This is a genomic window from Neorhizobium sp. USDA 3394 (assembly GCF_056280385.1).
Genome location: NZ_JBWCDU010000002.1, coordinates 560,299 through 585,670 on the forward strand (window position 1 = coordinate 560,299; position 25,372 = coordinate 585,670).

At 58.7% G+C, this 25,372-nt stretch carries 22 protein-coding genes and 3 pseudogenes; 11 read left to right on the forward strand and 14 right to left on the reverse strand.

What is annotated here, in order from left to right; all coding sequences use genetic code 11:
- Positions 1-35 precede the first annotated feature (35 nt).
- From ACZ9EJ_RS24195 to ACZ9EJ_RS24215, 5 genes are all read right to left on the reverse strand, one after another.
- Positions 36-1,709: an FAD-dependent oxidoreductase gene (locus tag ACZ9EJ_RS24195; RefSeq protein WP_046642170.1), complete on the reverse strand. Its 1,674-nt coding sequence runs from the start codon at positions 1,707-1,709 to the stop codon at positions 36-38.
- Positions 1,710-1,762: 53 nt separating this feature from the next.
- A complete protein-coding gene (locus ACZ9EJ_RS24200) occupies positions 1,763-2,068 on the reverse strand; it encodes a UBP-type zinc finger domain-containing protein (protein ID WP_046642169.1) in 306 nt (101 codons plus the stop codon).
- Positions 2,069-2,092: 24 nt separating this feature from the next.
- Positions 2,093-2,464, reverse strand: a complete 372-nt coding sequence (locus ACZ9EJ_RS24205) for a response regulator transcription factor (RefSeq protein ID WP_046642168.1) — start codon at positions 2,462-2,464, stop codon at positions 2,093-2,095.
- A 93-nt stretch (positions 2,465-2,557) separates the two neighbouring features.
- Positions 2,558-3,199 (reverse strand): response regulator transcription factor, encoded by a 642-nt coding sequence (locus ACZ9EJ_RS24210; protein WP_046642167.1) that lies wholly within the window; start codon positions 3,197-3,199, stop codon positions 2,558-2,560.
- Entirely contained in the window at positions 3,192-4,769 is a 1,578-nt protein-coding gene (locus ACZ9EJ_RS24215) for a sensor histidine kinase (protein WP_046642182.1), read from the reverse strand. Before ACZ9EJ_RS24215 ends, ACZ9EJ_RS24210 begins: the two co-directional genes overlap by 8 nt.
- A 258-nt stretch (positions 4,770-5,027) precedes the next feature.
- Between ACZ9EJ_RS24215 and ACZ9EJ_RS24220 the strand changes: the two genes are divergently transcribed.
- The 3 genes from ACZ9EJ_RS24220 to ACZ9EJ_RS24230 all read left to right on the forward strand — a co-directional run bounded on the left by ACZ9EJ_RS24220 (position 5,028) and on the right by ACZ9EJ_RS24230 (position 7,327).
- Positions 5,028-5,546 (forward strand): Dps family protein, encoded by a 519-nt coding sequence (locus tag ACZ9EJ_RS24220; RefSeq protein WP_046642166.1) that lies wholly within the window; start codon positions 5,028-5,030, stop codon positions 5,544-5,546.
- 194 nt (positions 5,547-5,740) lie between these two features.
- Positions 5,741-6,583 carry an alpha/beta fold hydrolase gene (locus ACZ9EJ_RS24225; RefSeq protein ID WP_046642165.1) on the forward strand — a complete coding sequence of 281 codons (843 nt, stop codon included), beginning with the start codon at positions 5,741-5,743 and terminating at the stop codon, positions 6,581-6,583.
- Between the two features lie 192 nt (positions 6,584-6,775).
- Positions 6,776-7,327: a hypothetical protein gene (locus ACZ9EJ_RS24230; protein ID WP_046642164.1), complete on the forward strand. Its 552-nt coding sequence runs from the start codon at positions 6,776-6,778 to the stop codon at positions 7,325-7,327.
- Positions 7,328-7,548: 221 nt separating this feature from the next.
- Here the strand turns inward: ACZ9EJ_RS24230 and ACZ9EJ_RS24235 are convergent.
- Positions 7,549-7,635, reverse strand: a pseudogene (locus ACZ9EJ_RS24235) (IS6 family transposase); the annotation flags it as partial.
- A 52-nt stretch (positions 7,636-7,687) separates the two neighbouring features.
- Here ACZ9EJ_RS24235 and ACZ9EJ_RS24240 point away from each other — a divergent pair.
- Positions 7,688-8,014, forward strand: a pseudogene (locus tag ACZ9EJ_RS24240) (IS6 family transposase); the annotation flags it as partial.
- A 157-nt stretch (positions 8,015-8,171) separates the two neighbouring features.
- Here the strand turns inward: ACZ9EJ_RS24240 and ACZ9EJ_RS24245 are convergent.
- Entirely contained in the window at positions 8,172-8,318 is a 147-nt protein-coding gene (locus ACZ9EJ_RS24245; protein WP_255743292.1) for a hypothetical protein, read from the reverse strand.
- 575 nt (positions 8,319-8,893) lie between these two features.
- Here ACZ9EJ_RS24245 and ACZ9EJ_RS24250 point away from each other — a divergent pair.
- Positions 8,894-10,642, forward strand: a complete 1,749-nt coding sequence (locus ACZ9EJ_RS24250) for a methyl-accepting chemotaxis protein (RefSeq protein ID WP_304656049.1) — start codon at positions 8,894-8,896, stop codon at positions 10,640-10,642.
- A 199-nt stretch (positions 10,643-10,841) separates the two neighbouring features.
- Here ACZ9EJ_RS24250 and ACZ9EJ_RS24255 read toward each other — a convergent pair whose 3' ends face one another.
- Positions 10,842-11,276 carry a pyridoxamine 5'-phosphate oxidase family protein gene (locus ACZ9EJ_RS24255; protein ID WP_046642163.1) on the reverse strand — a complete coding sequence of 145 codons (435 nt, stop codon included), beginning with the start codon at positions 11,274-11,276 and terminating at the stop codon, positions 10,842-10,844.
- Between the two features lie 487 nt (positions 11,277-11,763).
- Between ACZ9EJ_RS24255 and ACZ9EJ_RS24260 the strand changes: the two genes are divergently transcribed.
- Positions 11,764-12,183, forward strand: a complete 420-nt coding sequence (locus ACZ9EJ_RS24260) for a calcium-binding protein (RefSeq protein WP_255736874.1) — start codon at positions 11,764-11,766, stop codon at positions 12,181-12,183.
- 58 nt (positions 12,184-12,241) lie between these two features.
- Here ACZ9EJ_RS24260 and ACZ9EJ_RS24265 read toward each other — a convergent pair whose 3' ends face one another.
- Positions 12,242-13,000, reverse strand: a complete 759-nt coding sequence (locus tag ACZ9EJ_RS24265; protein WP_046642162.1) for a hypothetical protein — start codon at positions 12,998-13,000, stop codon at positions 12,242-12,244.
- A gap of 528 nt (positions 13,001-13,528) precedes the next feature.
- Between ACZ9EJ_RS24265 and ACZ9EJ_RS24270 the strand changes: the two genes are divergently transcribed.
- Both ACZ9EJ_RS24270 and ACZ9EJ_RS24275 read left to right on the forward strand, forming a co-directional pair.
- Positions 13,529-14,752, forward strand: coding sequence for an ATP-binding protein (locus ACZ9EJ_RS24270; RefSeq protein ID WP_255736845.1), 1,224 nt, complete (start codon positions 13,529-13,531; stop codon positions 14,750-14,752).
- Positions 14,753-15,157: 405 nt separating this feature from the next.
- Entirely contained in the window at positions 15,158-15,538 is a 381-nt protein-coding gene (locus tag ACZ9EJ_RS24275) for a MarR family winged helix-turn-helix transcriptional regulator (protein WP_255743291.1), read from the forward strand.
- Positions 15,539-16,158: 620 nt separating this feature from the next.
- Here ACZ9EJ_RS24275 and ACZ9EJ_RS24280 read toward each other — a convergent pair.
- From ACZ9EJ_RS24280 to ACZ9EJ_RS24300, 5 genes and pseudogenes are all read right to left on the reverse strand, one after another.
- A complete protein-coding gene (locus ACZ9EJ_RS24280) occupies positions 16,159-16,635 on the reverse strand; it encodes a hypothetical protein (RefSeq protein WP_046635106.1) in 477 nt (158 codons plus the stop codon).
- 555 nt (positions 16,636-17,190) lie between these two features.
- Positions 17,191-17,295, reverse strand: a pseudogene (locus ACZ9EJ_RS24285) (IS66 family transposase); the annotation flags it as partial.
- A 214-nt stretch (positions 17,296-17,509) separates the two neighbouring features.
- Positions 17,510-18,592, reverse strand: coding sequence for a DNA polymerase IV (dinB, locus tag ACZ9EJ_RS24290; protein WP_046642556.1), 1,083 nt, complete (start codon positions 18,590-18,592; stop codon positions 17,510-17,512).
- Between the two features lie 78 nt (positions 18,593-18,670).
- On the reverse strand, positions 18,671-19,348 hold the full coding sequence (locus ACZ9EJ_RS24295; RefSeq protein WP_046642555.1) for an SOS response-associated peptidase: 678 nt from the start codon (positions 19,346-19,348) through the stop codon (positions 18,671-18,673).
- An 82-nt stretch (positions 19,349-19,430) separates the two neighbouring features.
- Entirely contained in the window at positions 19,431-19,691 is a 261-nt protein-coding gene (locus ACZ9EJ_RS24300) for a hypothetical protein (protein ID WP_046642554.1), read from the reverse strand.
- Between the two features lie 209 nt (positions 19,692-19,900).
- Between ACZ9EJ_RS24300 and ACZ9EJ_RS24305 the strand changes: the two genes are divergently transcribed.
- Genes ACZ9EJ_RS24305 through ACZ9EJ_RS24315 form a run of 3 tightly spaced genes read left to right on the forward strand, consistent with a single transcriptional unit; the run spans position 19,901 to position 25,351 of the window.
- On the forward strand, positions 19,901-20,656 hold the full coding sequence (locus ACZ9EJ_RS24305) for an ImuA family protein (protein WP_046642553.1): 756 nt from the start codon (positions 19,901-19,903) through the stop codon (positions 20,654-20,656).
- Entirely contained in the window at positions 20,577-22,088 is a 1,512-nt protein-coding gene (locus tag ACZ9EJ_RS24310) for a Y-family DNA polymerase (RefSeq protein WP_046642552.1), read from the forward strand. The genes ACZ9EJ_RS24305 and ACZ9EJ_RS24310 overlap by 80 nt, the downstream gene beginning before the upstream one ends.
- Positions 22,088-25,351: an error-prone DNA polymerase gene (locus tag ACZ9EJ_RS24315; RefSeq protein ID WP_046642551.1), complete on the forward strand. Its 3,264-nt coding sequence runs from the start codon at positions 22,088-22,090 to the stop codon at positions 25,349-25,351. Before ACZ9EJ_RS24310 ends, ACZ9EJ_RS24315 begins: the two co-directional genes overlap by 1 nt.
- Positions 25,352-25,372: the final 21 nt, after the last annotated feature.

Consider the following 25,372-nt stretch of genomic DNA (forward strand, 5'->3'; position numbering starts at 1 on the left):
CAGCGGGTCGTTTTATTTTGAGATGTCCGAATGCTTCAGCGCGGGATCTTCATCAGGCTGAGCGCAGCGTGGATCTGGGAGACAACGGCGGCACCTTCCCCGACTGCGGCCGCGACCCGCTTGGTCGATCCGGCCCTGACATCGCCGATGGCAAAGACGTTCGGCAGGCTGGTCTCCAGCGGCAGAGGCTTGCGGGTGAAGCTGCAAGGCGCATCGAAAGATTGTCCGGTGACGATGAAGCCCTTGTCATCGGTATGGACGCGGTCGCTGATCCAGCCGGCATTCGGATCGGCCCCGATAAAAAGAAAAAGGTGGTGAAGTGACAGCTGTCTTTCGCTGTTATCCAGCCGATTGCGTAAGGTGGCGGATTTCAGGCCGCCTACGGGATCGCCTTCGATCGTATCCACTTCGCAGTGCATGTGCAGTTCGACATTTGGGAAAGCCTTGATGCGGTCGATCAGATATTGCGACATCGTTTCCGCGAGCGCACGCCGGACGACGAGATGCAGTTTCCTGACCTGAGGTGCGAGAAAAGCGATGGCCTGGCCGGCCGAATTGCCGCCGCCGACCAGGGCGATCTCTTCGCCTGCGCAGAGTTTTGCCTCGATCGGCGAGGCCCAATAGGAGATGCCATTCCCCTCGAAGCTCTCGATGTTGGCGATATTCGGACGCCGGTAGTGCGCACCGGAGGCAATGACGATCGTTCGCGACGTCACGGCCTTTCCACCTGCGAGCTCCAGCGTCAGAACTCCTGCATCGCGCTCGGGCGCGATCAGACTGTCGACCGCGACCGGCAATACCATTTCGGCGCCAAATTTGAGTGCCTGGTTATAGGCGCGGCCGGCCAGAGCCTGGCCCGATATGCCGGTCGGGAAGCCGAGATAGTTTTCAATCCGCGACGATGCGCCAGCCTGTCCTCCTACGGAACGTTCGTCGATGACAATGACGTCAAGCCCTTCGGAGGCGGCATAAACGGCGGTGGCGAGGCCAGCGGGCCCGGCGCCAACGACGGCAACGTCATAAAGCTTGCCGGGCGTGAGTTCAGGCGTCATGCCCAGGCACGCTGCGGCTTCCGCATCGGTCGGGTTTTTCAGCACCGTGCCATTGGGGCAAACCATAAGAGGCAGCTCTGAGGCGAGAATGCCCAAACGTTCGATCAACGCGCGGCCTTCACCCTCGGACAAAGAGTCGAGCACGATATAGGGAAAGGCACTGCGGGCGAGGAACCCCTGCAATCGTGAAAGTGCGGCATTGCCGGGAGCGCCGATCAGAACCGAGCCCGCGCCGGCATCAATCAAGCCGACGCGACGCAGGATAAAGGCGCGCATGATGATCTCGCCGACATCCGCCGAGCCGATGACCAAGGCACGAAGATGAGCTGCATCGAATGCGATCGCCGTGCAGCCGTCGGCTCCGGCACGCGCCCCGGCCAACGTCGGGCGGCCGGAAAGTTGATTGACTTCACCTGACAACTGGCCGGCACCATGGGTGGTGATGGACGCCTCATGCGACAGGCCTTCATGGCGAAAGACATCCATCGAACCGCTAAGCACCAGCCAGGCGGGTGCAGCGTGATCGCCAACCTTGTAGACGAACTCACCGGCATTAAAGTGCTCCGGCTCGCCATTGGCAAATCGTTTTGCTGTCTCGATCTGAAGGGTGGAGAGCACCGGATACATCTGGTGCTGTCGGGCGTTGAGATCCGCCATAAATTCTCCCGGGGTTACACTGTCATTTGGCAAACGCCGGTTGGCGTTTCCAGTTAGTAATATCGCGGGATCGGTCCGCGCTGCGGAGTCTGGTCCGGCAGTTCGACCATGGTCTGGTCGACAAAACACCAACCCCAGCCCTCGGGTGGGTCATAGCCCTCGATGATCGGATGCTGAGTGGCATGAAAATGCGCGGTCGCGTGCCGGCCAGGCGACTGGTCGCAGCAGCCGACATGGCCGCATTCGCGGCAGAGCCTCAAATGAAACCAGGCCTGTCCGGTTTCAAGGCATTCCTTGCAGCCGAGCGTTTTGGGCCGAACCGTTCGGATCGTCGATGTGTGAGAGCAGCCGTGCGACATGGAGTAACTCCTCGTTGGCGTGGATCAGTGCTTCAGCGCCCGCTCGAGACACTGGACCAGTTGGTTAAAATTTACGGGCTTGCCGAGAAAGGCAAAAGCGCCACCACTCATCGCGGCCGCCCTTGTCTTGTCGTCGCTATAGGACGTCATGAAGATCATCGGAGGCTTCAGCGTATCGTGTTCGTTCAGCACAGCCTGCAGCTCGAGCCCCGTCAGACCGGGCATTTTGACATCCACGAGCATGCAATCGATCGAGGCGCGATCCTGCGCAGCAAGATACTCTTCCGCCGACGTGAACAGCCGGCTCTGATAGCCGCAGGACAATATGAGATCGTCAAGCGCTTCGCGGATCGACCGATCATCGTCGACGATGGCTATGACTGGTGTTTTGGACAATTTGGATGGGCCTTGCTTCGTAAAATCAATTAGCCTCTGTATGCGCCTTCGAGGTCGCGCGTTGCACCATACAAGGGTCTAGGTTTTTGCCACTCACAGACCCAGCAGCTCAGCTTTGCGCACCAGATCTGCTACCGAGCGCGCCTCCATCTTGCGCATGACATTGCCGCGATGAAGTTTGACCGTGATCTCGCTGATACCAAGGTTGAAGGCGATCTGCTTGTTCATCAGGCCTTGAACCACTGCCGTCATGACCTCGTGTTCGCGACGGGTCAATGTCTTGGCCAGTTCCGTGACGGCGCCATTTGCAGCAGACTGTCGGCGCAGGTCCCTGTCTTTCTGAAACGCTACGGCGACAGCGTCGAGGATATCCTGATCCCGGAACGGCTTTGCCAAAAAATCCACCGCGCCGGCCTTCATTGCCCGCACGGTCATCGGTATGTCGCCATGGCCGGTCATGAAGATGATCGGCATCTGGTTACCGAGCTTTTCCAGATGAAGCTGGAAATCCAGGCCATTGGGGCCGGGTAGCCTTACGTCGAGCAGGATGCAGCCCGGCCGCTTGAGATCGGCATTGTCAAGAAGGTCCTGGGCACTCTCGAAGGCCTTTGCTTCCGTTCGGACCGACAGGAAGAGATCGACCAACGCCTCGCGGATCGAGGGATCGTCATCCACGACGTAAACGACTGGTGCATCGTTGCTCGTGGTTTTGGTGAGCTTTCTGGCATCATTCATGGACAGCCTCCATCGGTACGATCATTTCGAACAGCGCGCCGCCTTCAACGTGATTGCTTGCAGTAAGGGAGCCACCCCGGGCTTCCAGCATGCCGCGGCAGATGGCGAGCCCCATGCCAAGGCCGGTTTCCTTGGTTGTGCAGAACGGCTTGAACAGAGTTTTGAGGATTTCGTCGCTCAGACCAGGGCCGCTGTCACGAACACTGACTCGCATGCCATGGCCCTCTGCCGGGTTGATCGATACCGAAATCCGTCGAAGCTCTTCCGGCGTTGCGGCCATGGCCTGAATGGCATTGGTGATCAGGTTGATCAGCACCTGCTGCAGCTCGATGCGGACAGCACTGACGCTGGTGACGCTGGAAGCCTCGCTTGTCGCGAATGTAATCTTGTTCCTCGAAAGCTCGCTCTCCATCAACGCTTGCGTCTCGCTAACGAGATCGGCCAGTGAGACCGGCTCAAGGACCGGCGTGCGCTCGCTCAACATCGACCGGGTGCTCTGGATAATGTCGCTGGCGCGTTGGCTGTCGCGCACGATCCGCTCGGCCGAGCGGGAAACCGCCGCCAGATCCGGCGGATCCCGATCGAGCCAGCGCTGCAGGGTTTGGGCATTGACGACGATTGCGCCGAGTGGCTGGTTGAGTTCGTGTGCGAGAGACGCCGAAAGGGCTCCCACAGTCGCGGCACGCGATGCGAGTGCGAGTTCGGCCTGGGCCTCGAACAACGCCTTCTGGGCCAGTTCGCGCTCCGTAATGTCGAACATGCCGACGATGACGCGGTTGAAGTTGGCGACGTCCACTGGAAAGCCCACCGTCAGCAAAACCAGCTTGGTGGTGCCGTCGCTGGTGATGATCGTGCCTTTCCCCTCGAAATAACTCTGGTTATCGAAGATCGCCACCATCAGATCGAGAAAGGTCTCGTCGTCCTGCGCGATGTAGCGGCGCATCGAGCCTGCATTCTTTGCACTGACGTTACCGAGAAGCTCAAGCGCCGCGGCATTGGCAGCGACTGTCGGTATGCGGGCAATGCAGTCGCCGATGAAGTTCGGATTGTGTCGCGCATAAACACGCAGATCAGCGACGCCCTGCGCTTTAAGGGCCATCAACGACGCGCGTACCTCGGAATAGTCACGCTCCCACAGAGCGACGCGGCTCTGCTCGAAAATCGTCCGGTAGCGTTCTTCGCTGCTCTGCAAGGCGATATTGGATTTTATCAGATCCAGCCGCGCACGGTGGTTCCGTATGATCAGCGCACAGGTAATCGAGATGGCAGCGACGGCCACCGCCAGGCGCAATATTGCCGCAAGGTCGGCTTCTGTGCCATGGGCCGCGGCGTAGGAGAGAATTGACAGACCGATGCAGACTGCCGTCAGCAGCAGCGTTCCCTTTTCCGTCAGCGTTTCCGCAGAGAGAAGCAGCGTGACGACATAGAGCGTGGCAAGCGCGCTGTGGATGTCGGTGAATGTATCGAGATAGAAAACTGTCGTTGCAAGAACGAACGCGAACGAAAGGATGCTGGTTTCGTAGCGTGCCGATAACCGTCGTTTCGGGTTCACAAGTTCAAGCGAAGGCATGTCGTTTCCCATATTGACGTCGATTGCCTCATCAAGCCATCCCGGTTGGCAAAACGCAAACTCAAAATCGACTATTCCCGTGTAAAACCAGACCGATAGGTTGGCGCGCGCAGCATTGATAGCGCGGATGTTTCGAAATGTGGAGAGTTCCGAAACTATACCTTGGTGTGGGTTTGACTAGCCAAGCATTGGATACCGTGGGGTGGCTTACCGCTCTAAAAAATCCTCAGCAGCCCACACAATCCAAAGGAGATCATCATGGACCGCACGCTCGCTGAGAAACATCGCAAATCGCCGCTCGCAACGCCGACTACCCTCGGTGCCAACGCAACGACCGACATCTCCGGCGCGCTGACCGCGCTTCTGGCCGATGTCTTCACGCTTTATCTCAAGACCAAGAATTTCCACTGGCACATGAGCGGGCCGCACTTCCGCGATTACCACCTGATGCTCGATGAGCAGGGCGAGCAGATTTTTGCCATGACGGACGATATCGCCGAGCGGGCCCGCAAAATCGGTGGCACCACCATTCGTTCAATCGGCCATATTTCCAAGGTGCAGCGCCTGCTTGACAACGATGCCGATTTCGTGACGCCGGCCGACATGCTGGCCGAACTCCGCGAGGACAATCTCACGCTCGTTTCTCTGATGAAGGAGACCCACAATCTTTGCGATGAGCATGGCGATATCGCCACTGCCAGCCTGATCGAAAACTGGGTGGACGAGGCTGAGCGCCGTGCCTGGTTCCTGTTCGAGAGCACCCGTGGCGCCGAGTAAGCGCAACAGTGCGTCAACGGCTAAGCTGGCGGTTTGGCCGGCTCGAAGTCCTGGAGACATCTCATGACCAACGAATTCTCTCTCTCTCCCGTCGGCATGTTCTCCTGACCGGCACCACCATTTCTCTCGCCCTGGCCATCCCGGCTTTGGCTTCTGAAAAGAAAATTTCCCCTCATCAGCAAGGAATTGGACCAATGACCCATAGTTTCGTGACCACAAAGGACGGCGTTGAAATCTTCTACAAGGACTGGGGTCCGAAGGACGCCCAACCGATCGTGTTCCACCATGGCTGGCCATTGTCCTCCGACGACTGGGATGCCCAGATGCTGTTCTTCCTCAGCAAGGGCTACCGCGTCGTCGCACATGATCGCCGCGGCCATGGCCGCTCGTCGCAGGTGAGCGACGGTCACGACATGGATCATTACGCCGCCGATGCTTCAGCTGTCGCCGAGCACCTCGACCTGCGCAACGCCGTCCATATCGGCCATTCGACAGGTGGTGGCGAAGTCGCTCGTTACGTCGCCAAATATGGGCAGCCGCAGGGCCGTGTCGCCAAGGCCATCCTTGTCAGCGCCGTTCCGCCGCTGATGGTCAAGACCGCAGCCAATCCTGATGGCACACCCATCGAAGTATTCGATGGTTTCCGGAACGCGCTCGCAGCCAATCGTGCTCAGTTCTTCCTCGATGTTGCGTCCGGCCCATTTTACGGCTTCAACCGGGAAGGCGCGAAGGTCTCGCAAGGCGTGATCGACAATTGGTGGCGCCAGGGCATGATGGGCAGCGCCAAAGCGCATTATGACGGCATAAAGGCCTTTTCGGAGACCGACCAGACAGAAGACCTCAAGGCGATCACCGTGCCGATGCTGGTCACACAGGGTGATGACGATCAGATCGTTCCCTACAAGGACGCCGTGGAACTCCAGGCCAAGCTGCTGAAGAACAGCACCCTGAAAATCTACAAGGGCTTCCCGCACGGAATGCTGACCACCCATGCCGACGTCATCAATCCTGATCTGTTGGCTTTCGTGGAGGGCTGAACATTCAGCGGCGACGTTCGAATATGGCGGTCGTTCAGCCGCCATATTCTTGAATTGGCAGTGCGGCGCTGATCAGTAAACCGGAACGGGCAAGCTGCCATCTCCTCGAACAACACGCAAAGCGACTACTTCCGAACCTTGCCGGCACGTGACGAGACGACACGGTGCCGAAACGTAACGAAAGAGAAAACCATGAAAATTCTGACCGAAATGCTTCTTTCGCAATCCGCATATTCGCACGATATCGACGTCCCCTTCGAACAGGTCGATATCGCGGATTGGCTCTTCAATCTGCCGGAGGCCGAGTATCAGCGTTGCTGCCCGCCCGACCACATTTCCGCCGGTGCCACGACGACGGATGACGGTCGTCTTATGTCGATCAATGTCGAAAAGATCGGCACCGGTCTAGTCGTTCAGCATTATGTCGCAGACACGGCAACGCCTGCCTATTGCCGGATGAATTCGATCTCCGACGTGTTCACACCAACGGGCGAACGCACGCAGGTGAACGTGATCTGGGAGCTGATCGCCGAACCTCTCGAGGGCAACCGCACCCGATACACAAACCGTGTGACATCTCATCCGACCGAAGCCTTTCTGGCGTTCATCGAGCAGCACGGCCAGACCTTCGAGCAGGCCGCGACCGCTCGTCAGTCAGCAAGCGGCGACCACAACAGCCGCGAAACACCACTTTTTGCGGAAAGCATTGCCCGCACGGCGCGGGCGAAGACAGCGGCCCGGTAGGTCAAATCGGCAGCGCAGATTATCGCTGCCGAACGGTATCGCCCTGCGGGCGATCCTGAGACGCATTGTCTCGTAGGACAACCTAGATCCCGCGCTGCACCTTTACATGTGCAAAGGATGATGCCGAGGGCAGTGCAGCGAAAATCGCAATCTTGGAGACATGAAGTGGTTCTGTCGCAAATTCTTGCAAAGGCCGGAGACAGGGCAATCGCTGGACACACTTATGCTGCGAGTGCGGCAAATTGCCGAAATGCGGATTGGCCACTGGTTCGAAACTGATGCTTGCGGATCATGTGAGCTACCTCGATGGTGGCGTCGCCTTAACCGTCTGGTTGGGATGGAGTTGATATTCGGATTGTCATGACCGAAGCCTCACCCACCCGCTATAGACGCCACCGCTTTCCCGCTGAGATCATTGCCCATGCGGTATGGCTCTATTTTCGGTTCCCGCTCAGTCTCCGGGATGTCGAAGATCTGTTGGTTGAGCGGGGCATCGACGTCTCATTCCAGACCGTCTCCGAATGGGCGGCGAAATTCGGCTTGAAATTCGCCCATCACCTCCGGCGACGTTCACGCGGTCACTTTGCCGACAAATGGCAGCTCGATGAAATGGTGGTGACGATCAAGGGAAGGAAATACTGGCTATGGCGCGCCGTCGATGCCAACGGTTACGTTCTCGACGCCCTGGGGTCAGAACAAGATTAGTGCGAGATCGTACGCTAGCCGAAATTGTGCATGTTTCCAGTAGTTTGCCGCCTGGTCCGAACGCTAGATTTTAAGGAGAAATGCATCAGGAGCGCCCAGTTTTGGGGGGTAATGTCGATCTCGATCATCGTTTTCTCATCTAAACGTACGATTTCGCACTAATCTTGTTCTGACCCCAAATCGGCAGGGGGCGGAAGCCGTTTTCCTTCAAAGCCTTGGCGGTGGCGAAGATGTCGGGTGTCTCGAAGGCGAGATGCTGGATGCCCGACCCGAACTTCTCCGCCATGAAATGTCCTGCGAGCGTGCGCCGGTTTTCCGCGCCGTTCAGGGTGATCCGCAGCGTCGCGTGCAGCGGTTAGATTGGCTGGTCGCCGCGGATATGTCCCAAGCAGGCGTACTGAGATGTTCCGGCATGGGTGACGTCGGAGAGGGCTGCCTCGTTGCGGTCATTTTTGCGGTTCACCCAGTCGCGCAGCCTCATGAGCTATGAGCGTTAGCGTGATCTTAATGATCCAATCCTACTTTCCGCGAGACGAGATCGACAAGGTCGATGCATGAAGCGGATCGTCGCACTTCTCCGGAAGATGTTGCCATCCCTCAACCTTGGTTTGCGTGGCGGTCGTCGCAATCAACGGCTTCGGCGCCCACCCATTCCAGTCATCTCCAAGGTCCTCCGTCGTGCTCAAGAATACTGCCATCAAGCTCAAAATCCTTGCCGTCATCCTTCTCCTGTCGCTGGTCGCATGTATTGGTCTTGCTCATCTGAGCAATGAGTTCTGGAAGACCGACGTCGCGTACAGTCATTTCATTTCGGGCGATGCGATGGGTGCCCTTCAGACATCCCGGGCAAGCGGCGGAACCATGGTCGCCGTGCTTCAGGTGGCGCGGGCGGGCGACCTCGCGCCACGTTCGCCGCAGATGGCGGCAGCGCGCCAGACGTTCGAAAAGTTCATAGACACATCGACCCAGCGCATGGTCGACAGCGCCAAGCTCGTCCCCGGAACCAAGACGGTAAGTGACGATATTATCGCGCGGTTGGCAAATCTTCGGGCGCTCGGCCGCAAGGCATTCGACGCGTTCGACGCCGGGGATCTGCAGACCGCGCGCGGGCATGTCGCGGAAGTCTACTCCTTCATGGACCAGATCACACCGCTCTTCGTTTCCAACAACGACGTTATGACGAAAGCGCTTGTCGAGGGCAGCGACGGTCTAACAGACGAGACCATCTCCACGATCACGTGGAGCCTCTCCATCCTGGCGATTGGGATCCTCGCGGCCATCGCCGCCTCCATGTTCGTCGCCCAAGCCGGGATTACGACCCCGCTCACGAGACTGCGCGAACGGATGATTTCCCTGGCAGACGGCAACACTGCCGACGAGATCTCCGGTATCGACCGCAAGGACGAAGTCGGCAAGATGGCCGCCTCGGTCGCCGTGTTCCGCACGAACGCCATCGACCGGCTGCGGCTGGAGCAGCAGACGGAAGCCGATCGCTCCCTCAGCGAGCGTGACCGGATGGAGAGGGAGACACAAAAGGCCAAAGAGGCCGCCAATCTCCAAGCCGCCATCCAGGTTCTCGGGCAGGCACTTGTATCGCTCGCCAGCGGCGACCTAACTCACCGCATCGACCAGCCGTTCACGGCGGAGCTCGACGCCCTCCGTCAGGACTTCAACGTGGCGATCGCGAAGCTGAACGAAGCTCTGCAGGCTGTCGACACGAACGCCACGGCCATCGCAGCTCGCTCTAACCAGATACGCTCCTCCGCCGATGATCTGTCGCGGCGCACGGAGCAGCAGGCTGCATCGGTCGAAGAGACCGCGGCAGCCCTCGAACAGATCACGACAACAGTGAAGGATGCCTCCGACCGCGCCAACGAAGCCCGCGGGCTGGTCGCTCGGACACGGGAGGGCGCCGAGAAATCAGGCGAAGTGGTCCGCAACGCGGTTCAGGCGATGCATCAGATCGAGCAATCGTCGAACGAAATCAGCAACATCATCGGCGTGATCGACGACATCGCGTTTCAGACCAACCTGCTAGCTCTGAACGCAGGCGTCGAGGCGGCGCGCGCCGGAGAAGCTGGAAAGGGTTTTGCAGTCGTGGCACAGGAAGTGCGCGAACTCGCGCAGCGCTCTGCCAAGGCGGCCAAGGAGATCAAGGCGTTGATCACGACCTCCGGGATGCAGGTGCAGGCCGGGGTGAGCCTTGTCGGGGACACGGGCAAGGCTCTTGATGTGATTGTGAAGGAAGTCCAGGAGATCAACGGTCATGTCCACGCCATCGCCGAGGCGTCCCGCGAGCAGTCCATTGGCCTGCAGGAGATCAACACGGCGGTGAATACTATGGACCAGGGCACGCAGCAGAACGCCGCCATGGTCGAAGAGACGACTGCGGCGAGCCATAGCCTTGCAAGCGAGGCCGCCGCGCTCTCGCAGCTGATGTCGCAGTTCAATCTGGGTAGCGGCTCCCATAGCCAGGGTTTGACGCATGCCAAGGTTGTCGCGAACGCTCGCCCGGTAGCATCGCCCGCTCGAGAACTCGGTCAGAAGGTCGCTCACGCGTTTCGCGGCAACGCCGCCGTGAAGCAGGAACAGGAATGGTCTGAGTTCTGAGAACGGACGTCGAAGCAACTGGATCCGGTCAGGTCGTTCTATGGCCTGACCGAACTCCATGGTCGACTTCGGAAACGTCCTTTTCTGAGTTGTCCACCCGGATGATCTGGCAACGACAACCGAGGTTGTCGCGAGGCTTATGGCGGCCAACCGGTTCGGGCCGCCTTCGGCACGAAAGCCTGACGTGCTGGCGCTATTGTCAGACGCTGACAGTGCCGTTGTACTCGCCGTCCCAGTATTCAATCCGGCCCGCGTGCACTTTGATGAGCACGATCTCAGGCGTCTCGATACCTTCAGGGAACCAGCGGTCGAGATCCTTGGTCCAGTGCTGCTCGAATAGCGCCTTGTCCCAGATGAGTTCGGCTTTGCCTTCGATCGAAATGAATATGCCCGGCTTCCCTAGCAGGCTTGGAGGTTCTGTGAAGGACAGAGTCACGCCGGTGTCCCGTCCGATATCGACGATCTTACGCGTGTCCTCGTAGGAGAAGAACCAGCTATCACCGTCATAATCGACATCGCCGTTGTTGCTCATCGGACGGTTCGAGATCTCGCCCTGCGATCCCTTCGTCGACATCATGCAGAAGTCGATCTTTTTAAGTTTGCTGGCGATGTCGGACAATGTCATTTCACTCATGGGTTCCTCCTGATGGTGTGTAGGAGAACGACGTTCGCTGCATCCTGTTCCTCGCGATCAACCCTCCCGTCGTCTGCTCAAACGGCGGGCCGTCACGCGAAATCTCCGATCCGGCCAGTTTGCCAGCGGCGACACAACGCTCGACGGCGGTATCGGGAATGATACCTTCAACCTGAATTACGGAGCGAGAAGCTTCCTTGTTGGAGGAAGCGGGAACGACACCTTTAGAGCCACTGCACTCACGTGGTTAGAAAACCATTTCGATGGGGGCTCTGATTTCGACACGATTCTCGCAAACGCGAATGGATCTCGTCTCGGGATTTCGTCCATCACTGGCATCGAAGAAATTGCTTCTGCTGGCTTTGCCAATTTCACGATTGAGCTTCAGCTGAATACATCCGGTGGCCCGTCTGCGCCGATCATTGACCTCAGCAAAACGCTCCTGAGTGGCGTTGCTTCGATCGAAGGGACCTCGCAGGGTGACATCATCTACCTTGCAGGGGCCTTCGCAGGAGACTCCGTCAGCCAAACAAGCAATGACACGGTAAATGCGGATTACGGCAACGATTCTGTCTATACCGGTTTCGGCAACGACGTGCTTTACCGCGAGGACGGCAATGACTTGCTGTCAGGAGGATCGGGAAATGACGCTCTGACTGGGGGAGCGGGCGCTGACACTTTCATCTTCAGCGTCGATAGCGACCAGGACACGATTACCGATTTCGTCGCTGGGACGGACAAGGTCCAACTGGAGGACTTGATCGGCTTCGACGATTTTGCCGACGTTCAGGCGGTGATGACAATGAGCGGGGCCAACACCATTGTTGATTTCGGCAATGGCGATGTCCTGCAGTTCGTAAATGTGGCTTCTTCATCATTGACGGCCGTGGATTTCATCTTCGCCTGAGGCGAGCTGCTTGTAAGAACATTAGACCACGGTTGGCGCACCTTGTGTGCGCCTGCCCCTATTCTCGGTGTTTCAGGAAAGACACCCCGTCATAGCTCAGCGAGAAGTCCGACAGCACATATATGCCATCATCCTGCTGCTGGATCAGATTGCCGGAGACCGAGACGATACTCTGCAGGCTTTCGGAAAGGTCCATGGTGCTACCTAGAAAGCGCGCCACGAAACTTCCAAGCCTCGCCTGGTCGGCCGGGTTCTGGTTCTCAGGAGCGGCCAGCATCTGTTGAAACGTATTGAGAAGTTTCAGGTTCTCTTTGACCTCGCCGATAATGTCGTGAGCCTGCCCCTTGAACGAGTTCGCGACGAATCCCGGTTGGTCCCGTCTTAACGCGCTCACGCTTTGTCGTGCCCATTCTTCTCCTTCTTCTCGCATTTCGCGAGCGCTCAGAATGGATGCAACATTTTGCGGGGCATACACTTCTGCAAGCTCTTCGCGAGTGGCGTTTCGGACAAACGCGTTCTCCTCGTGGACGCTTGCGAACCGACTGCCAGGTCCAACGGGTCCCGGCTTTTCCGCCGGCTTCGCAAGTTTGCCAGTCTGATCGTAGAGGAAGGTGTCGATATCGCCAGGATCCAGTCCTTCCACCAACTGCGAAACGGCCGCGTCTCCTGAAATATTGACCGGCGCATCAGTGGCCCCAGGGATTTTGGTCTCCCTTGCCTGAGTCGCGCGCGCGGTCGCCTTGTCCGCGGTGCCTGACCTGAAGGCCCCGGCATAACCAGAGGTCGTACCCTGGGCTATCGATCCGATCGTCGTCATGCTGTCTCTTCTCCTAGCCTCTCCTTCTGATTGCATACTATTCGTGCGCGAGCCTAGCGGAGCAAGCCGATGTGGAGGACCAGACCCAGCACGTACGCTGAGCGGTGCGTGCCGGATCAAATCGGGTTGAGCACCCAGGGCTGACTCCGCCGAGATGGGTCATAACGGACTGGAAAGTTGATGAAATCAAAGGCTAATTCCACCGGGGATGGTGGTTCAGCAGTTCGTGTTCTTTCAAGAGCGTCGATTCCTCCATCAAAAGCTTGTCGACGGGCGGTGTAATGAAAAGATGCACAATTTTATCTTCGCTTCGCTCCGGATACGTCCGCTGAGCATCAGCTAAGCCAGTTCCGGTGCCGCCGAGCGGAGCAGTGCCTGCGTGATCTCACCTCCTCCATGCCGCAATCTGGCGCGCTACCTGGTTTTGCCCCTGTTTCAATCAGTCGCCAGATGGATTTCAGATGGTCATTCCTTGGCTTTCAATTGGTCATTATCATAGTTTCAAACGGTAATTAAAGGAATGAAGCTATGCCGCTGTATCCGAGACTCGTCGAGCAACGCGTCGCCGACGCCATGTCAGACACCCGAGTCGTGCTGATTGCGGGTCCCCGACAATCCGGAAAAACAACGTTGGCGAAGAAGATGGCCAACAAAGGAATGGAGTATTACACGCTAGACAATGCGACAACGCTCAACGCCGCGCGACGGGATCCAGTTGGCTTTGTAAGAGGAATGGATCGCGCCATTCTCGATGAAATACAGCGCGCTCCCGAGCTGTTGTTGGCGATCAAGGAAAGTGTGGATACTGACGAGCGTCCAGGGCGTTTCCTTCTGACCGGTTCAGCCAATCTCATGACGCTGCCACGCGTCGCAGACTCGCTCGCAGGGCGTATGGAGGTCGTCCGATTGCTGCCGCTCGCTCAAAGCGAGATCAGAACAGCCGGTGGAAGCTTTTTGGTCGACGCCTTCCGAAACGAGGCTAAAGCCGGACAACCAATCGTCGGTGACGACCTGGTGGCTGCAGTTCTGGCAGGTGGATATCCGGAGGCATTGGGTCGCAAAACCTGGAACCGCAGACAGGACTGGTATGGGGATTATATCCAAGCGGTCGTTCAACGCGACGTTCGCGATGTCGCGCAAATCGAGCAGATCGCGCAAATGCCGCGCCTGCTACGCATTCTGGCTGAACACTCGGGACAACTCGTGAACTATTCGGGAATTGGCGCCGCCATCGGGATGAACCACGTCACCACGCAAAAATACGTTGCCATATTCGAAAGTCTATTCCTCGCCAGAACGATCCAACCCTGGTTTTCCAACAAACTGAAGCGCCTGACTAAGACCCCCAAAATACATTTCCTCGATTCTGGTCTTCTCGCCTCCCTTCGCGACCTCTCTCTGGAGAGACTCCGGGATGACAGAGGGCAGTTCGGAGCCTTGCTGGAGACTTTCGTCTTTGGCGAGGTCCTTAAACTCGCCAACAGCGGACATACCGGCTTTGAGTTTTCACACTTTCGCGACAAGCAGCAGAACGAAGTCGATATCGTCATCGAAGACAGAAGAGGCATGGTTGTCGGTATCGAGATAAAAGCGGCAGCATCCGTTTCGACTTCCGACTTTTCCGGATTGCGAATGTTGGCCCAAGCATGTGGAGAGCGGTTTGCTTCAGGCATGGTCTTATACGACCATGAAAAGGTGGTCCCGTTTGGGGAGCGCCTGTCCGCGGTGCCAATTTCGGCATTGTGGCGTTAGCCCGTAGTACTTAGCTTCTCCAGGCTCAGGCATTCATGAAACTTCGCGCTTCTCGTCAACTGCAGGCAAGATGTCGAATGACGGGGTCGCAGGTTCGACTCCCATCAAGGCGGAAGCATCCTGTGAATCAGGGATTATCGGGGAGAGCATGCGCATCGAATCGGTTCGCCAAAGCCTTGATTTCTTACAGAAGGCTGTCGATAGCGGCTCTCACGAAGGCTAACATCGCTTTATCAATCAGCCGGCCATCCACGATCTTTTGAAATACTGTTGGAATAACGATCTCAGGATGAGGAACGACCCTCGAGAGGGTCGCGCTCAGCGACGCCCGAATTTGTATCTGGGCCCTTACACCTCCTGTCGCGGCGTGCGAGGAGGTCACAATCAGCAGCTTAGCTTCCAATCATGGCTAGAACGGGCGCAGACCTTGCACTTCTCTTACTTGGCGGCTTTCGGGTCCTCGCCGATGCGGCGACGGATGAACTGGCCCGCCGAGGCTACGTGGATATGCGTCCTGCGCATGATTTCGCCATGCGTGCAATTGCAGCCAGCGCGGATAATGCTTCGGAGCTGGGCCGCCGCCTCTCAATCTCCAAACAGGCGGCGGCCAAAACAATTTCGCTGCTCGAGGAACGAGGTTACCTGGCACGTGCCTATGATCACACCGATGCTAGACGCAAACCGCTTTATGTAACGGAGTTCGGACACGCCGTTATGCGGGAGGGCGAAGCCATCTTCGAGGAATTGCGTGCCGATTGGGAGAGACAGTTAGGAACTGAAGACTGAAAAAGCTGGAAAGTACCCTTATCGCGCTCGTCGGGGCGACGCCCATTCGTATTGATGCACCGGGACGGATACTCTCGGTAACCGATGAAGCATAACGCGCTCGAACATCAGGCCGTCGTCGCAAGGACGTTTTCCGACAGAATTCTATTTACTGAGTTCGCAAACAGGCTCCCGGCAACGTTCATCGATCCGCTGCGAAATTGAGCGCGATACCTTTGCCAGGAGCATTCAGGTCGAGCCATTATCCAGCGGAACCGGTGTCGGATTCAGTCGATCAGACTGCCAGCGATCATTCTCCCGATCAGGTTGATCCGGGCAACTTGCTGGGAGCTGTCGAAACTTCCAAATTGAGCATAAGGGGAGCTGTGTCGACATCGACCAGTTCGACAGCGCGCGGTTTCTTAAGCGCAGCGGCGTGGCGCTTCGCCGGTTTCCTCGGCGGCAGATCCGAGGAAAGCTCCAAAGGTTCGCGATTGGGGCGAGTTATGTCGTCCGCCTCGACCGAGACGACATCGGGCTCGAGTACAACATCGACCGCAGATTTTGCCAGTGAGGCACGTGGCGGTTCGCTGAAGGCGGGGGGCGCTCGACCAGGCTCGAATCTCATCATTTCGCAAACCTCACTTCTGCAGGCCTGGAGTGAAGTCGAAGCCGATGATCCCTGGAGCATCTCGATAACCGCGCACGCCGTCCCGAACATGCTTGACGGTGCATACGCCAAGTAATGGCCGGCCTTCGTTCTTCATCTGTTGCGTGAGCTGCTCCAGCGCGTCTTCCGGGTTGGTACCGTTTCCCCAGTCGGTGAGCAGGTTGTCCGGGAGTTCCAGAGTGGGTCCCATGCCGCTTTTCCAGAGGATGCGGAAGTCGCCCGAGGATTTGCTGAAACCCACCTCCAGCCAGGACATTGTCGGCCACTCGCTTTCAGGGTCGGTGCCATAAATATCAGCCCGGAAATACTCGAACGACTGGTCGGGCCTTTCTGCTAGACCTGCCAGCAGTTCCTTGCTGGCATCATCTATAGGCCGGACAAACGCCCACATGTATTCAAGGTCACCTGCGGCGGCGTCGGAAGGCGAGGGTGCTGTTGTTTCGGGCATGGCTAGTCCTTAGCGCCGAAGCGTGTCAAGCTGTGGATGATACGTGGATAGCCGCCCGCCATGGCGGCCTCGATGTTCTAATTATGTTCTGATGCGAAAATGAGTCAACAGGGATTCTTTAAGGATTTGCTGATGCAATACGGGTTGGCCCAAGCGCCAGCGTTTTAGCCGCGTGTATGGGCCCGGGCAGGAGACGCTTCCGCATATCCACTTGCTTCTCGTCCTCAAACGCTCCGATACCGTTTATTAGGCATATGCCTATGCAATGCAGGCATGACAAAACACTCGCGAAAATGTTCCGAGGCCCATGATGCAATTTCACGCAGGCCATTGCCCGAATTGGCACAACGGCAGGCTCTTTCTCTTTCGCGAGAGCGAAACCGGGGATGTCTACGGACACTGCGAGGAGTGCGAGCAGGGTTATCGATCGCCTGACGAAATCGAGAGTAGAGGCGGGTTTCTAACCCTGCTCAACGACTCCGATGCCGAATGGGCGACGGCGGACGAAATATCTCGAAGTGTCTGGGCCAACTATCGGATTTTCCAGACGTAACCCTCAATGCCCTCGCGAGCGTAGCGTTCGCTCTGGCGGTTGAGCGGTTGGTGCTGGGCGAACTTCCCGAACAGGATCGTCGCCAGCAGGTTCGGCCCGGCAAAATGGTGCGGGCCATGCGCAAAGAATGCGTATCTTGGTTTCATTGAGGCGATGCACCTCCTCCCGCAGAGCTTCGAATTCAGACGGCCCACTCCTCCTCCCAAGGGACGTCTGTCGGAACAGCGGCACTCCTCCTCTTAAGCTGTCTGTTCGGTTCTTTTCGGAAAGCCTGCCGCACCTCCTCCCGCGGCAGGCTTTTTCGTTTTGCGGACTTGCTGATCAGAGCCCGAGAGCTAGCTGCGGTTCTTGTCTGTTTTCTTCGGTGTTGAGCGATGAAAGGGTGATCCCTAAAAGCCGGACTGGACGTTTGAACGGGAACACCGAGCCAAGTAGGAACTCCGCAATTTCCAGCATCTGGTCGACGCCCGAGACGGCTCCCGGCACAGTCTGGCTGCGTGTCGCCTGGCTGAAATCTGAATATTTGATTTTGACGGTGATCGTCTTTCCCGTGATGTCATGGGCCTCGCAATAGCGCCAGACCTTCTCGGCCAGTGGCCGCAACTCGGCTTTGGCAAGATCGAGATCGCCGATGTCCTGGACGAACGTGTCTTCAGCGCCGACGGACTTTCGAATGCGATCAGGTCTAACCTGCCGTTCGTCGATCCCCCGGGCAATGCCGTAGAAATACGGACCGGACTTGCCAAAATGCTGCTGAAGGAAGGCGAGGGACTTCGACTTGAGATCAAGCCCGGTCTCTATGCCATGCCGCTTCATTCGCTCGGCCGTGGCCGGCCCCACGCCATGGAATTTCTTGACGGGGAGGGCCTCGACAAAACCCGGCCCGTTCTTTGGCGTAATGACTGCCTGGCCATTCGGCTTGTTCAGATCGCTCGCCATTTTGGCCAGGAACTTGTTGTAGGAAATGCCGGCCGACGCATTGAGGCCCGTGACCGCCTTGATTTTCGCACGGATCTCAAGCGCAATCTCGGTGGCGATCTCCATGCCCTTCAGGTTTTCGGTGACATCGAGATAGGCTTCGTCCAAGGACAGCGGCTCGATCAGTGGCGTGTATTCTGCGAAGATCTCGCGGATCTGATGCGATACTGCCTTGTAGACGTCGAAGCGCGGGGGCACGAAGATCAAGTCCGGACATTTGCGCTTGGCGGTCACCGACGGCATGGCGGAATGCACGCCAAAGGTTCTGGCCTCGTAACTCGCTGCTGCCACCACACCGCGTGCCGCCGATCCACCGACGGCCAATGGTAGCCCGCGTAGCTCCGGGTTGTCGCGCTGCTCGACCGAGGCATAAAAGGCATCCATATCGACATGGATGATCTTGCGCACGGTTTGCACGCTCCCCATGACGTCAGTTCCCACAGGATAAGCCGGCATTTGGTGAACGGGCATTTGATTGCCCTGGTCGTGGCTCTGTGCTGGTGATCAAAGCAACAGACCTTCCTCGTCAGGCTTCGGTTTTGCCTGTGGCGGCACGATCACCAGCATGTTGCCCGGGAGCGGACGCTGTAGGTGGCGGGCTTCATCCCACGGTGCTGTCAGCCAGGTCTCGACTTCTTCAGGCGTGGCCAGGATGGAGGGCATGGCCTTTTGATGAATCGGCGAGACGATCTCGTTGGGCGAGGTCGTCAGAAATCCGAACAGTTCGTATTCCTGCTCGCCATCCCTGACCTTTCGCACGCCTTTCCAGGGCGTCCAGAAGCCCGCGAAAAACATCAGCGGCCGATCTTCGTTGCCGGCAAACCAGGCGTTCGGCACACGCCCGCCTTCCACTTTGCTGGCTGGGTCAGGCTCGGCAAAAGAGGTGAACGGCACGACGCAACGGCTGGTTGGGCCGAGCCAGCGCCGCCAGTGCGGCGAACTCACATTGCGGATATTGGTGACGCCCGGGTCGTAATTTTTCACATAGGCAGGCGGCGACGGCATTCCCCAGGTCGCCCGGGCAATCTCTCGGCTCCCGTCCTCGGCGACGCGGACAATCGGCGCCTGATAGCCTGGATAGACATCGAAGGAGGCTTCATTCCAGCCGGCTCGATCCCGGAACGCCTTTGTAAATTGCAGAACCGCGTCGCGCGTGGTCGTCACGTTATAGAGATTACACACTACCCGTCCTCCTATCCAATGCGGGTCAGGGCGAAGTTTCCAACCCTTTCGCAACGCAATCAAGTTTTGAAAGCTCCAGCGATCACGTGGGCTTTTGCGGCTCAAAAACCACGGCCGCCTCCAGCAAACGCGGAAATCCCGTCCCGCATCTATCCTGCCCGTCAGAACAGTGCATCTTGTCGCAACCCATTGCCAGGCGACGGCGCAGATCCACAAAACGCATGCTGGCGCCAAACTGTTTCACCAGCGCCTTGCGATCAAGCTCGCCCTGTTGACCGCACGGTTTGCATTCGACGGTAATCACCGGTCCCTTGAAATCTCTGAGCGTCAGCAGGTCGGGCATCTCTCTATTTTCTCATCGACGATATTTTTTCGTCACATTCCGCATCGAATTGAATCTGCTTGATGAATCGATTGAGCAACAGCCGTCTCTTGATGCTGGCTGCAGTCCACCCGATTCTTGCCCGTTGACTCATCACTGTTTAAAGAACAAAAACAGAACATAGCAGCCTTTTTTTGACGATGCAAATGCACTCTTGACGTTGGAAACCGATGCCAATCACTGCCGCCAACCCCGTCATTTCCGAGCTTCAGGACCGCATCCGGCGGCTTGAAGGCGGAGCTGCGCGCAAGGGCGAGGTCCTGTCGTTTGGTATTGCCGAGATCGACGCCAAGCTACCCGGTGGTGGGTTGGCCCGCGGCGCACTGCACGAAGTGGCCGGTGGTGGCGCCGACGCGGTGCATGGCGCGGCCGCCGCTCTGTTTGTCGCCGGCATTGTCGCGCGCACCAAGGGCGACATCCTCTGGTGCCTGACACGGCCGGATCTGTTTGCGCCGGCATTGGCGCAGGCGGGCCTCCATCATGACCGGGTAATCTATGTCGAAGCCGACCGGGAAGAGGACGTGCTCACGAATTTCGAGGAGGGCCTGCGTTTTGGCGGGCTTGGCGCCGTCGTCGCCGAGCTGGTGCGACTGCCGATGACGGCTTCCAGACGGCTGCAGCTTGCGGCTGAAACGTCGGGAACGATCGGAATTGCGCTTCGACGATGGCGGCGCCCGACCGAGGCTGCGGATTTTGGTCAACCCACCGCTGCCACGACGCGGTGGCGGATCAGCGTTCTTCCTTCCGAACCGCTTCCCGTGCCGGGCATCGGGCGCGCGCGCTGGCTGGCGGAACTGATCAGAGCAAGAGCGGGAGAAGCCGCGGAATTTGAAATAGGTGCCTGCGATGCCACGGGTCGTATCAGTCTTTCTCCCAACGCTGTCGACGGACAGGATCAGACGCGCGGATCCCGGAATTTTGGCTGAGACACCGGTGGCGGTCGTTGCCCGTAGCGGATCGAAACGCACCGTGGCTGCGATCGACGCTGCGGCCTACAAAGCCGGGGTGCGGATCGGCATGCCCGCCGCCAAATCCCAGGCGATGATATCCGGCCTGCATCTCGTCGATGCCGACCCCATCGGTGATGCCTTGGCGGTCGAGCGCCTGGCGCTGTGGATGCTGCGCCAATATACGCCGGTGGTGGCGATCGACAGCCCCGATGGCATCGTGATGGATACCGAGGGCGCCGACCATCTGCGCGGCGGCGAGTTGGCGATGCTCACTGGCCTTGTCAACGCTTTGAGAGGCCGCGGCCTTCAGGCCCGCGGCGCCATCGCCGACACCTGGGGCAGCGCCCACGCCATTGCCCGCGCCATGCGGCGGCAGGTAATCATCGTGCCGGTTGGAGAAACGGCCAAGGCCGTTGTCAACCTGCCGATTTCCAGCCTTCGCCTGCCTTCCGACATCGTCAGCGGCCTGGCGGTACTCGGGTTTCGCACCGTCGGCGAGCTTTCCGCAACGCCACGGGCGCCTCTAACACTGCGCTTCGGGCCGGAGGTCGGCCGTCGGCTCGATCAAATGTTCGGGCGTGTCGTCGAACCGATCGACCCCATTCGCACAGCGGACCTGATCGAAGTGATCAGATCCTTTTCCGAGCCGATCGGGGCTGCCGAGACTATCGCCAAATATATCGGCAAGCTGGTGGTCGAACTCTGCGTGGCGTTGGAAACGCGCGGGCAGGGCGTTCGCCGCGCCGATCTGATCATCTACCGCGTCGACAACACATTGCAGTCCCTTCGCGCCGGCACGGCAAAGCCGGTGCGTGATGTCCAGCACCTGACAAAGCTTCTCTGTTCCAGCATCGAGAAAATCGATCCCGGGTTCGGCATCGAAAAATTGTCGCTTGCCGCGACACTGATCGAACCGTTTGAAGAGAAGCAGTCGATCTCCTCGCTGGTCGAAGAAACCATCGTCGACGTGACGCCGCTGCTCGACAGTTTTGGAAATCGCGGCCAGCGCATGTACCGGCTGGCGCCGGTCGAAAGCGACGTTCCCGAGCGCAATGTCGGCCGTGTCTCCGCCATTTCCGAAAAGCTGGGTCAGGCCTGGCCGACCCGCTGGCCGCGGCCGAGCCGCATGCTGGCGCGCCCGGAACGGATCGAGGTGATTGCGCTCACACCCGACCATCCGCCGGCATCCATGACCTGGCGCGGCAAGCGCCGGCGCATCAAGCGTGGTGACGGGCCGGAACGTGTATTCGGCGAGTGGTGGGTTCGTTCATCCGAGATGGAAGCTGTCAGGGATTATTATTCGGTCGAGGACGAGGACGGCAATCGCTTCTGGGTCTATCGTTCCGGCGACGGTGTGGATCCCGCGACCGGAACGGCCAAATGGTTTCTGCACGGGATCTATGGCTGATGCGCTACGCCGAGCTCCAGGTCACCAGTCATTTTTCTTTCCTGCGTGGTGCGTCAGGTTGCGATGAGCTGTTTGCCACGGCCAAGGCACTCGGTATCGAGGCGCTTGGCATTGTTGATCGCAACAGCCTTGCCGGCATCGTGCGGGCCTGGGAGGCGGCCAAGGAAACCGGGGTCCGGCTGGTGGTTGGCTGCAGGCTCGATCTGACAGACGGCATGTCGATGCTGGTATATCCGACGGACCGGGCGGCCTATTCGAGGCTTTGCCGGCTGCTGTCACTCGGCAAGGAGCGGGGCGGCAAAGCCAAGTGCATCCTCGATCTGACGGATGTGGCTCTTTATGCGGAGGGTCTGCTCGCCGTCCTGATCCCCGACGAGGCCGATGACGCATGCGCCGTCCAGCTGCGCAAGGTGAAGGAGATATTTGGCGACCGCGCCTATATGGCACTGACGCTGCGCCGGCGGCCGAACGATCAACTGCGCCTGCACGAGCTCAACAGCCTGGCGATCCGGCACAAGGTCCGGCCGGTCGTCACCAATGACGTGCTGTTTCATGAGCCAGGCAGGCGACAGCTGCAGGATGTCGTCACTTGCATTCGCCATCGTACCACCATCGACCGGGCCGGGTTCTTGCGCGAACGGCACGCCGATCGTTTTTTGAAGCCCCCTGAAGAAATGCACCGTCTGTTCAGCCGCTATCCCGAGGCGCTCGCCCGCACCCGCGAGATTGTCGATCGCTGTCGCTTCGACATGAACGAGCTCACCTACCAATATCCCGAGGAAGCGATCACCCCCGGATTGACGGCACAGCAGACACTGGAGAAGTTCACCTGGGAGGGCGTGCGCGATCGCTACCCCGAGGGTGTGCCTGATGATGTGGTGAAGACCCTCAATCACGAACTCGATCTGATCCGCAAACTCGACTACGCCCCTTACTTCCTGACGGTTTACAGCATCGTCCGCTTTGCGCGATCTCAAGATATACTCTGCCAGGGCCGGGGAAGTGCTGCCAACTCCGCCGTCTGTTATGTGCTGGGGATCACGGCGATCGATCCGGCCGCAAACGATCTGCTGTTCGAACGCTTTATCTCAGCCGAGCGCAACGAGCCGCCCGACATCGACGTCGATTTCGAACATGCCAGACGCGAAGAGGTGATCCAGTGGATCTACAAGACCTACGGCCGGCAGAAGGCTGCCCTTTGCGCGACCGTCACCCGCTACCGCGCCAAGGGCGCGCTTCGCGATGTCGGCAAGGTGCTCGGCCTGCCCGAAGACATGATCACGGCGCTATCTGCCGGCGTCTGGGGCTGGAGCAAGGAGGGCGTCGGCGAAAAGCAGGTCAACGAGCTGAACATGAACATGTCCGACCGCCGCCTGCGGCTGACATTGGAACTGGCGCAACAACTGATGGGCGCCCCTCGTCATCTGGGCCAGCATCCGGGCGGTTTTGTCCTGACCAATGACCGCCTCGACGAACTGGTGCCGATCGAACAGGCGCGCATGCAGGACCGCCAGACCATCGAATGGGACAAGGACGATATCGAGGCGCTCAAGTTCATGAAGGTGGATGTGCTGGCCTTGGGCATGTTGACCTGCATGGCCAAGAGCTTTGCCTTTCTGGAGGAACACAAGGGTATAACGCTCGATCTCGCCACCATAGAGCCGGAAGATGCGCCGACATACGCGATGATCCGCAAGGCCGACACGCTCGGCACCTTCCAGATCGAATCCCGCGCTCAAATGTCGATGCTACCGCGGCTGAAACCCCAGACCTATTACGACCTGGTCATTCAGGTGGCGATCGTTCGCCCCGGTCCGATCCAGGGTGACATGGTGCATCCTTACCTGAGACGGCGCGAAGGCAAGGAGGCGGTCGTCTATCCGAAGCCGGAACTGGAGGCCGTGCTCGGCAAGACGCTGGGCGTGCCGTTGTTTCAGGAAAGTGCCATGAAGGTGGCGATCGTCTGTGCCGGTTTTACCGCCGGCGAGGCCGACGCACTCAGACGCTCGATGGCGACATTCAAGTTCACCGGCGGGGTCAGTAAGTTCAAGGACAAGCTGGTCCAGGGAATGGTGAAGAACGGCTACACCGAGGAATTCGCCGAGAAGACCTTTTCGCAGCTCGAGGGCTTTGGCTCCTATGGCTTTCCCGAAAGCCATGCCGCTTCCTTTGCTCTGATCGCCTACGCCTCCTCCTTTGTGAAATGCCATTATCCGGATGTGTTCTGTGCTGCCCTCATCAATGCGCAACCGATGGGATTCTACGCGCCGGCTCAGATCGTCACCGATGCCCGAGCCCACGGGGTTGCGATCCGGCCGGTCTGCATCAATCGTTCGCGGTGGGATTGCACGCTGGAAGAGATCGAGGGGACCGACCGCCATGCCGTGCGTCTGGGAATGCGCCTGGTCAGGGGGCTGCCTGAACAGGATGCGGCAAAGATTGCAGTGGCGCGCGGCGACGAGCTCTTCGTTTCCATCGATGACATGTGGCGGCGCGCCGGCGTGTCGTCGGCCTCCCTGGTCAAGCTTGCCGAAGCTGATGCGTTCCGGCCGGCTCTCAAGCTTGAACGACGTGATGCGCTCTGGGCGATCAAAGCCTTGCGCGACGAGCCACTTCCGCTATTCGCGGCGGCTGCCGATCGCGAGCGGCAAGTGATTGCCGAACAGCAGGAGCCGGATGTGACGCTTCGGCAGATGACCGAAGGCGCCAATGTCGTTGAGGACTACGGGCATACCGGGGTCACTCTACGAGCCCATCCGGTCAGCTTCCTGCGAGAGGATCTCGCCCGCCGAAATATCGTCACTTGTGCCGAGGCGACAACGGCGCGCGATGGCCGCTGGCTGATGACGGCGGGTCTGGTTCTCGTCCGTCAGAAGCCCGGCAGCGCCAAGGGTGTGATGTTCATGACCATTGAGGATGAGACAGGCGTTGCCAATATCGTCGTCTGGCCGAGCCTGTTCGAAAAGCAGCGCCGCGTCGTGCTCGGATCCGCGATGATGGCGATCAACGGCAAGATTCAGCGCGAAGGGGGCGTCGTGCATCTGGTGGCGCAACGGATGTTCGATTTAACCACCGATCTGGCAAGCCTTGGCGAGCGGGACACATTCCGGGTGCCGACAGGCCGTGGCGACGAGTTCGCGCATGGATCACCCGGCAGCCCCGACAGCCGCGAGCGGCCGCCGATGGGCGTGAGGCCGCGGGAAATTTACATAGATGACCTTCATATCGATACGCTGAAGGTGAAGAGCCGGAATTTTCAGTGACTTCGGGAAATGCGGTCAAAA

Bases quoted from the DNA above. Each gene is read 5' to 3' on its own strand.
- ACZ9EJ_RS24250 (WP_304656049.1), top strand. From the start codon at position 8,894: ATGGTCGCCGTGCTTCAGGTGGCGCGGGCGGGCGACCTCGCGCCACGT.
- ACZ9EJ_RS24265 (WP_046642162.1), bottom strand. From the start codon at position 13,000: ATGACGACGATCGGATCGATAGCCCAGGGTACGACCTCTGGTTATGCC.
- ACZ9EJ_RS24200 (WP_046642169.1), bottom strand. From the start codon at position 2,068: ATGTCGCACGGCTGCTCTCACACATCGACGATCCGAACGGTTCGGCCC.
- ACZ9EJ_RS24280 (WP_046635106.1), bottom strand. From the start codon at position 16,635: ATGCCCGAAACAACAGCACCCTCGCCTTCCGACGCCGCCGCAGGTGAC.
- ACZ9EJ_RS24315 (WP_046642551.1), top strand. From the start codon at position 22,088: ATGCGCTACGCCGAGCTCCAGGTCACCAGTCATTTTTCTTTCCTGCGT.
- dinB (WP_046642556.1), bottom strand. From the start codon at position 18,592: ATGGGGAGCGTGCAAACCGTGCGCAAGATCATCCATGTCGATATGGAT.
- ACZ9EJ_RS24305 (WP_046642553.1), top strand. From the start codon at position 19,901: ATGCCAATCACTGCCGCCAACCCCGTCATTTCCGAGCTTCAGGACCGC.
- ACZ9EJ_RS24270 (WP_255736845.1), top strand. From the start codon at position 13,529: ATGCCGCTGTATCCGAGACTCGTCGAGCAACGCGTCGCCGACGCCATG.
- ACZ9EJ_RS24220 (WP_046642166.1), top strand. From the start codon at position 5,028: ATGGACCGCACGCTCGCTGAGAAACATCGCAAATCGCCGCTCGCAACG.
- ACZ9EJ_RS24245 (WP_255743292.1), bottom strand. From the start codon at position 8,318: ATGGCGGAGAAGTTCGGGTCGGGCATCCAGCATCTCGCCTTCGAGACA.
- ACZ9EJ_RS24230 (WP_046642164.1), top strand. From the start codon at position 6,776: ATGAAAATTCTGACCGAAATGCTTCTTTCGCAATCCGCATATTCGCAC.
- ACZ9EJ_RS24195 (WP_046642170.1), bottom strand. From the start codon at position 1,709: ATGGCGGATCTCAACGCCCGACAGCACCAGATGTATCCGGTGCTCTCC.
- ACZ9EJ_RS24255 (WP_046642163.1), bottom strand. From the start codon at position 11,276: ATGAGTGAAATGACATTGTCCGACATCGCCAGCAAACTTAAAAAGATC.
- ACZ9EJ_RS24225 (WP_046642165.1), top strand. From the start codon at position 5,741: ATGACCCATAGTTTCGTGACCACAAAGGACGGCGTTGAAATCTTCTAC.
- ACZ9EJ_RS24210 (WP_046642167.1), bottom strand. From the start codon at position 3,199: ATGAATGATGCCAGAAAGCTCACCAAAACCACGAGCAACGATGCACCA.
- ACZ9EJ_RS24275 (WP_255743291.1), top strand. From the start codon at position 15,158: ATGGCTAGAACGGGCGCAGACCTTGCACTTCTCTTACTTGGCGGCTTT.
- ACZ9EJ_RS24310 (WP_046642552.1), top strand. From the start codon at position 20,577: ATGCCACGGGTCGTATCAGTCTTTCTCCCAACGCTGTCGACGGACAGG.
- ACZ9EJ_RS24300 (WP_046642554.1), bottom strand. From the start codon at position 19,691: ATGCCCGACCTGCTGACGCTCAGAGATTTCAAGGGACCGGTGATTACC.
- ACZ9EJ_RS24215 (WP_046642182.1), bottom strand. From the start codon at position 4,769: ATGCCTTCGCTTGAACTTGTGAACCCGAAACGACGGTTATCGGCACGC.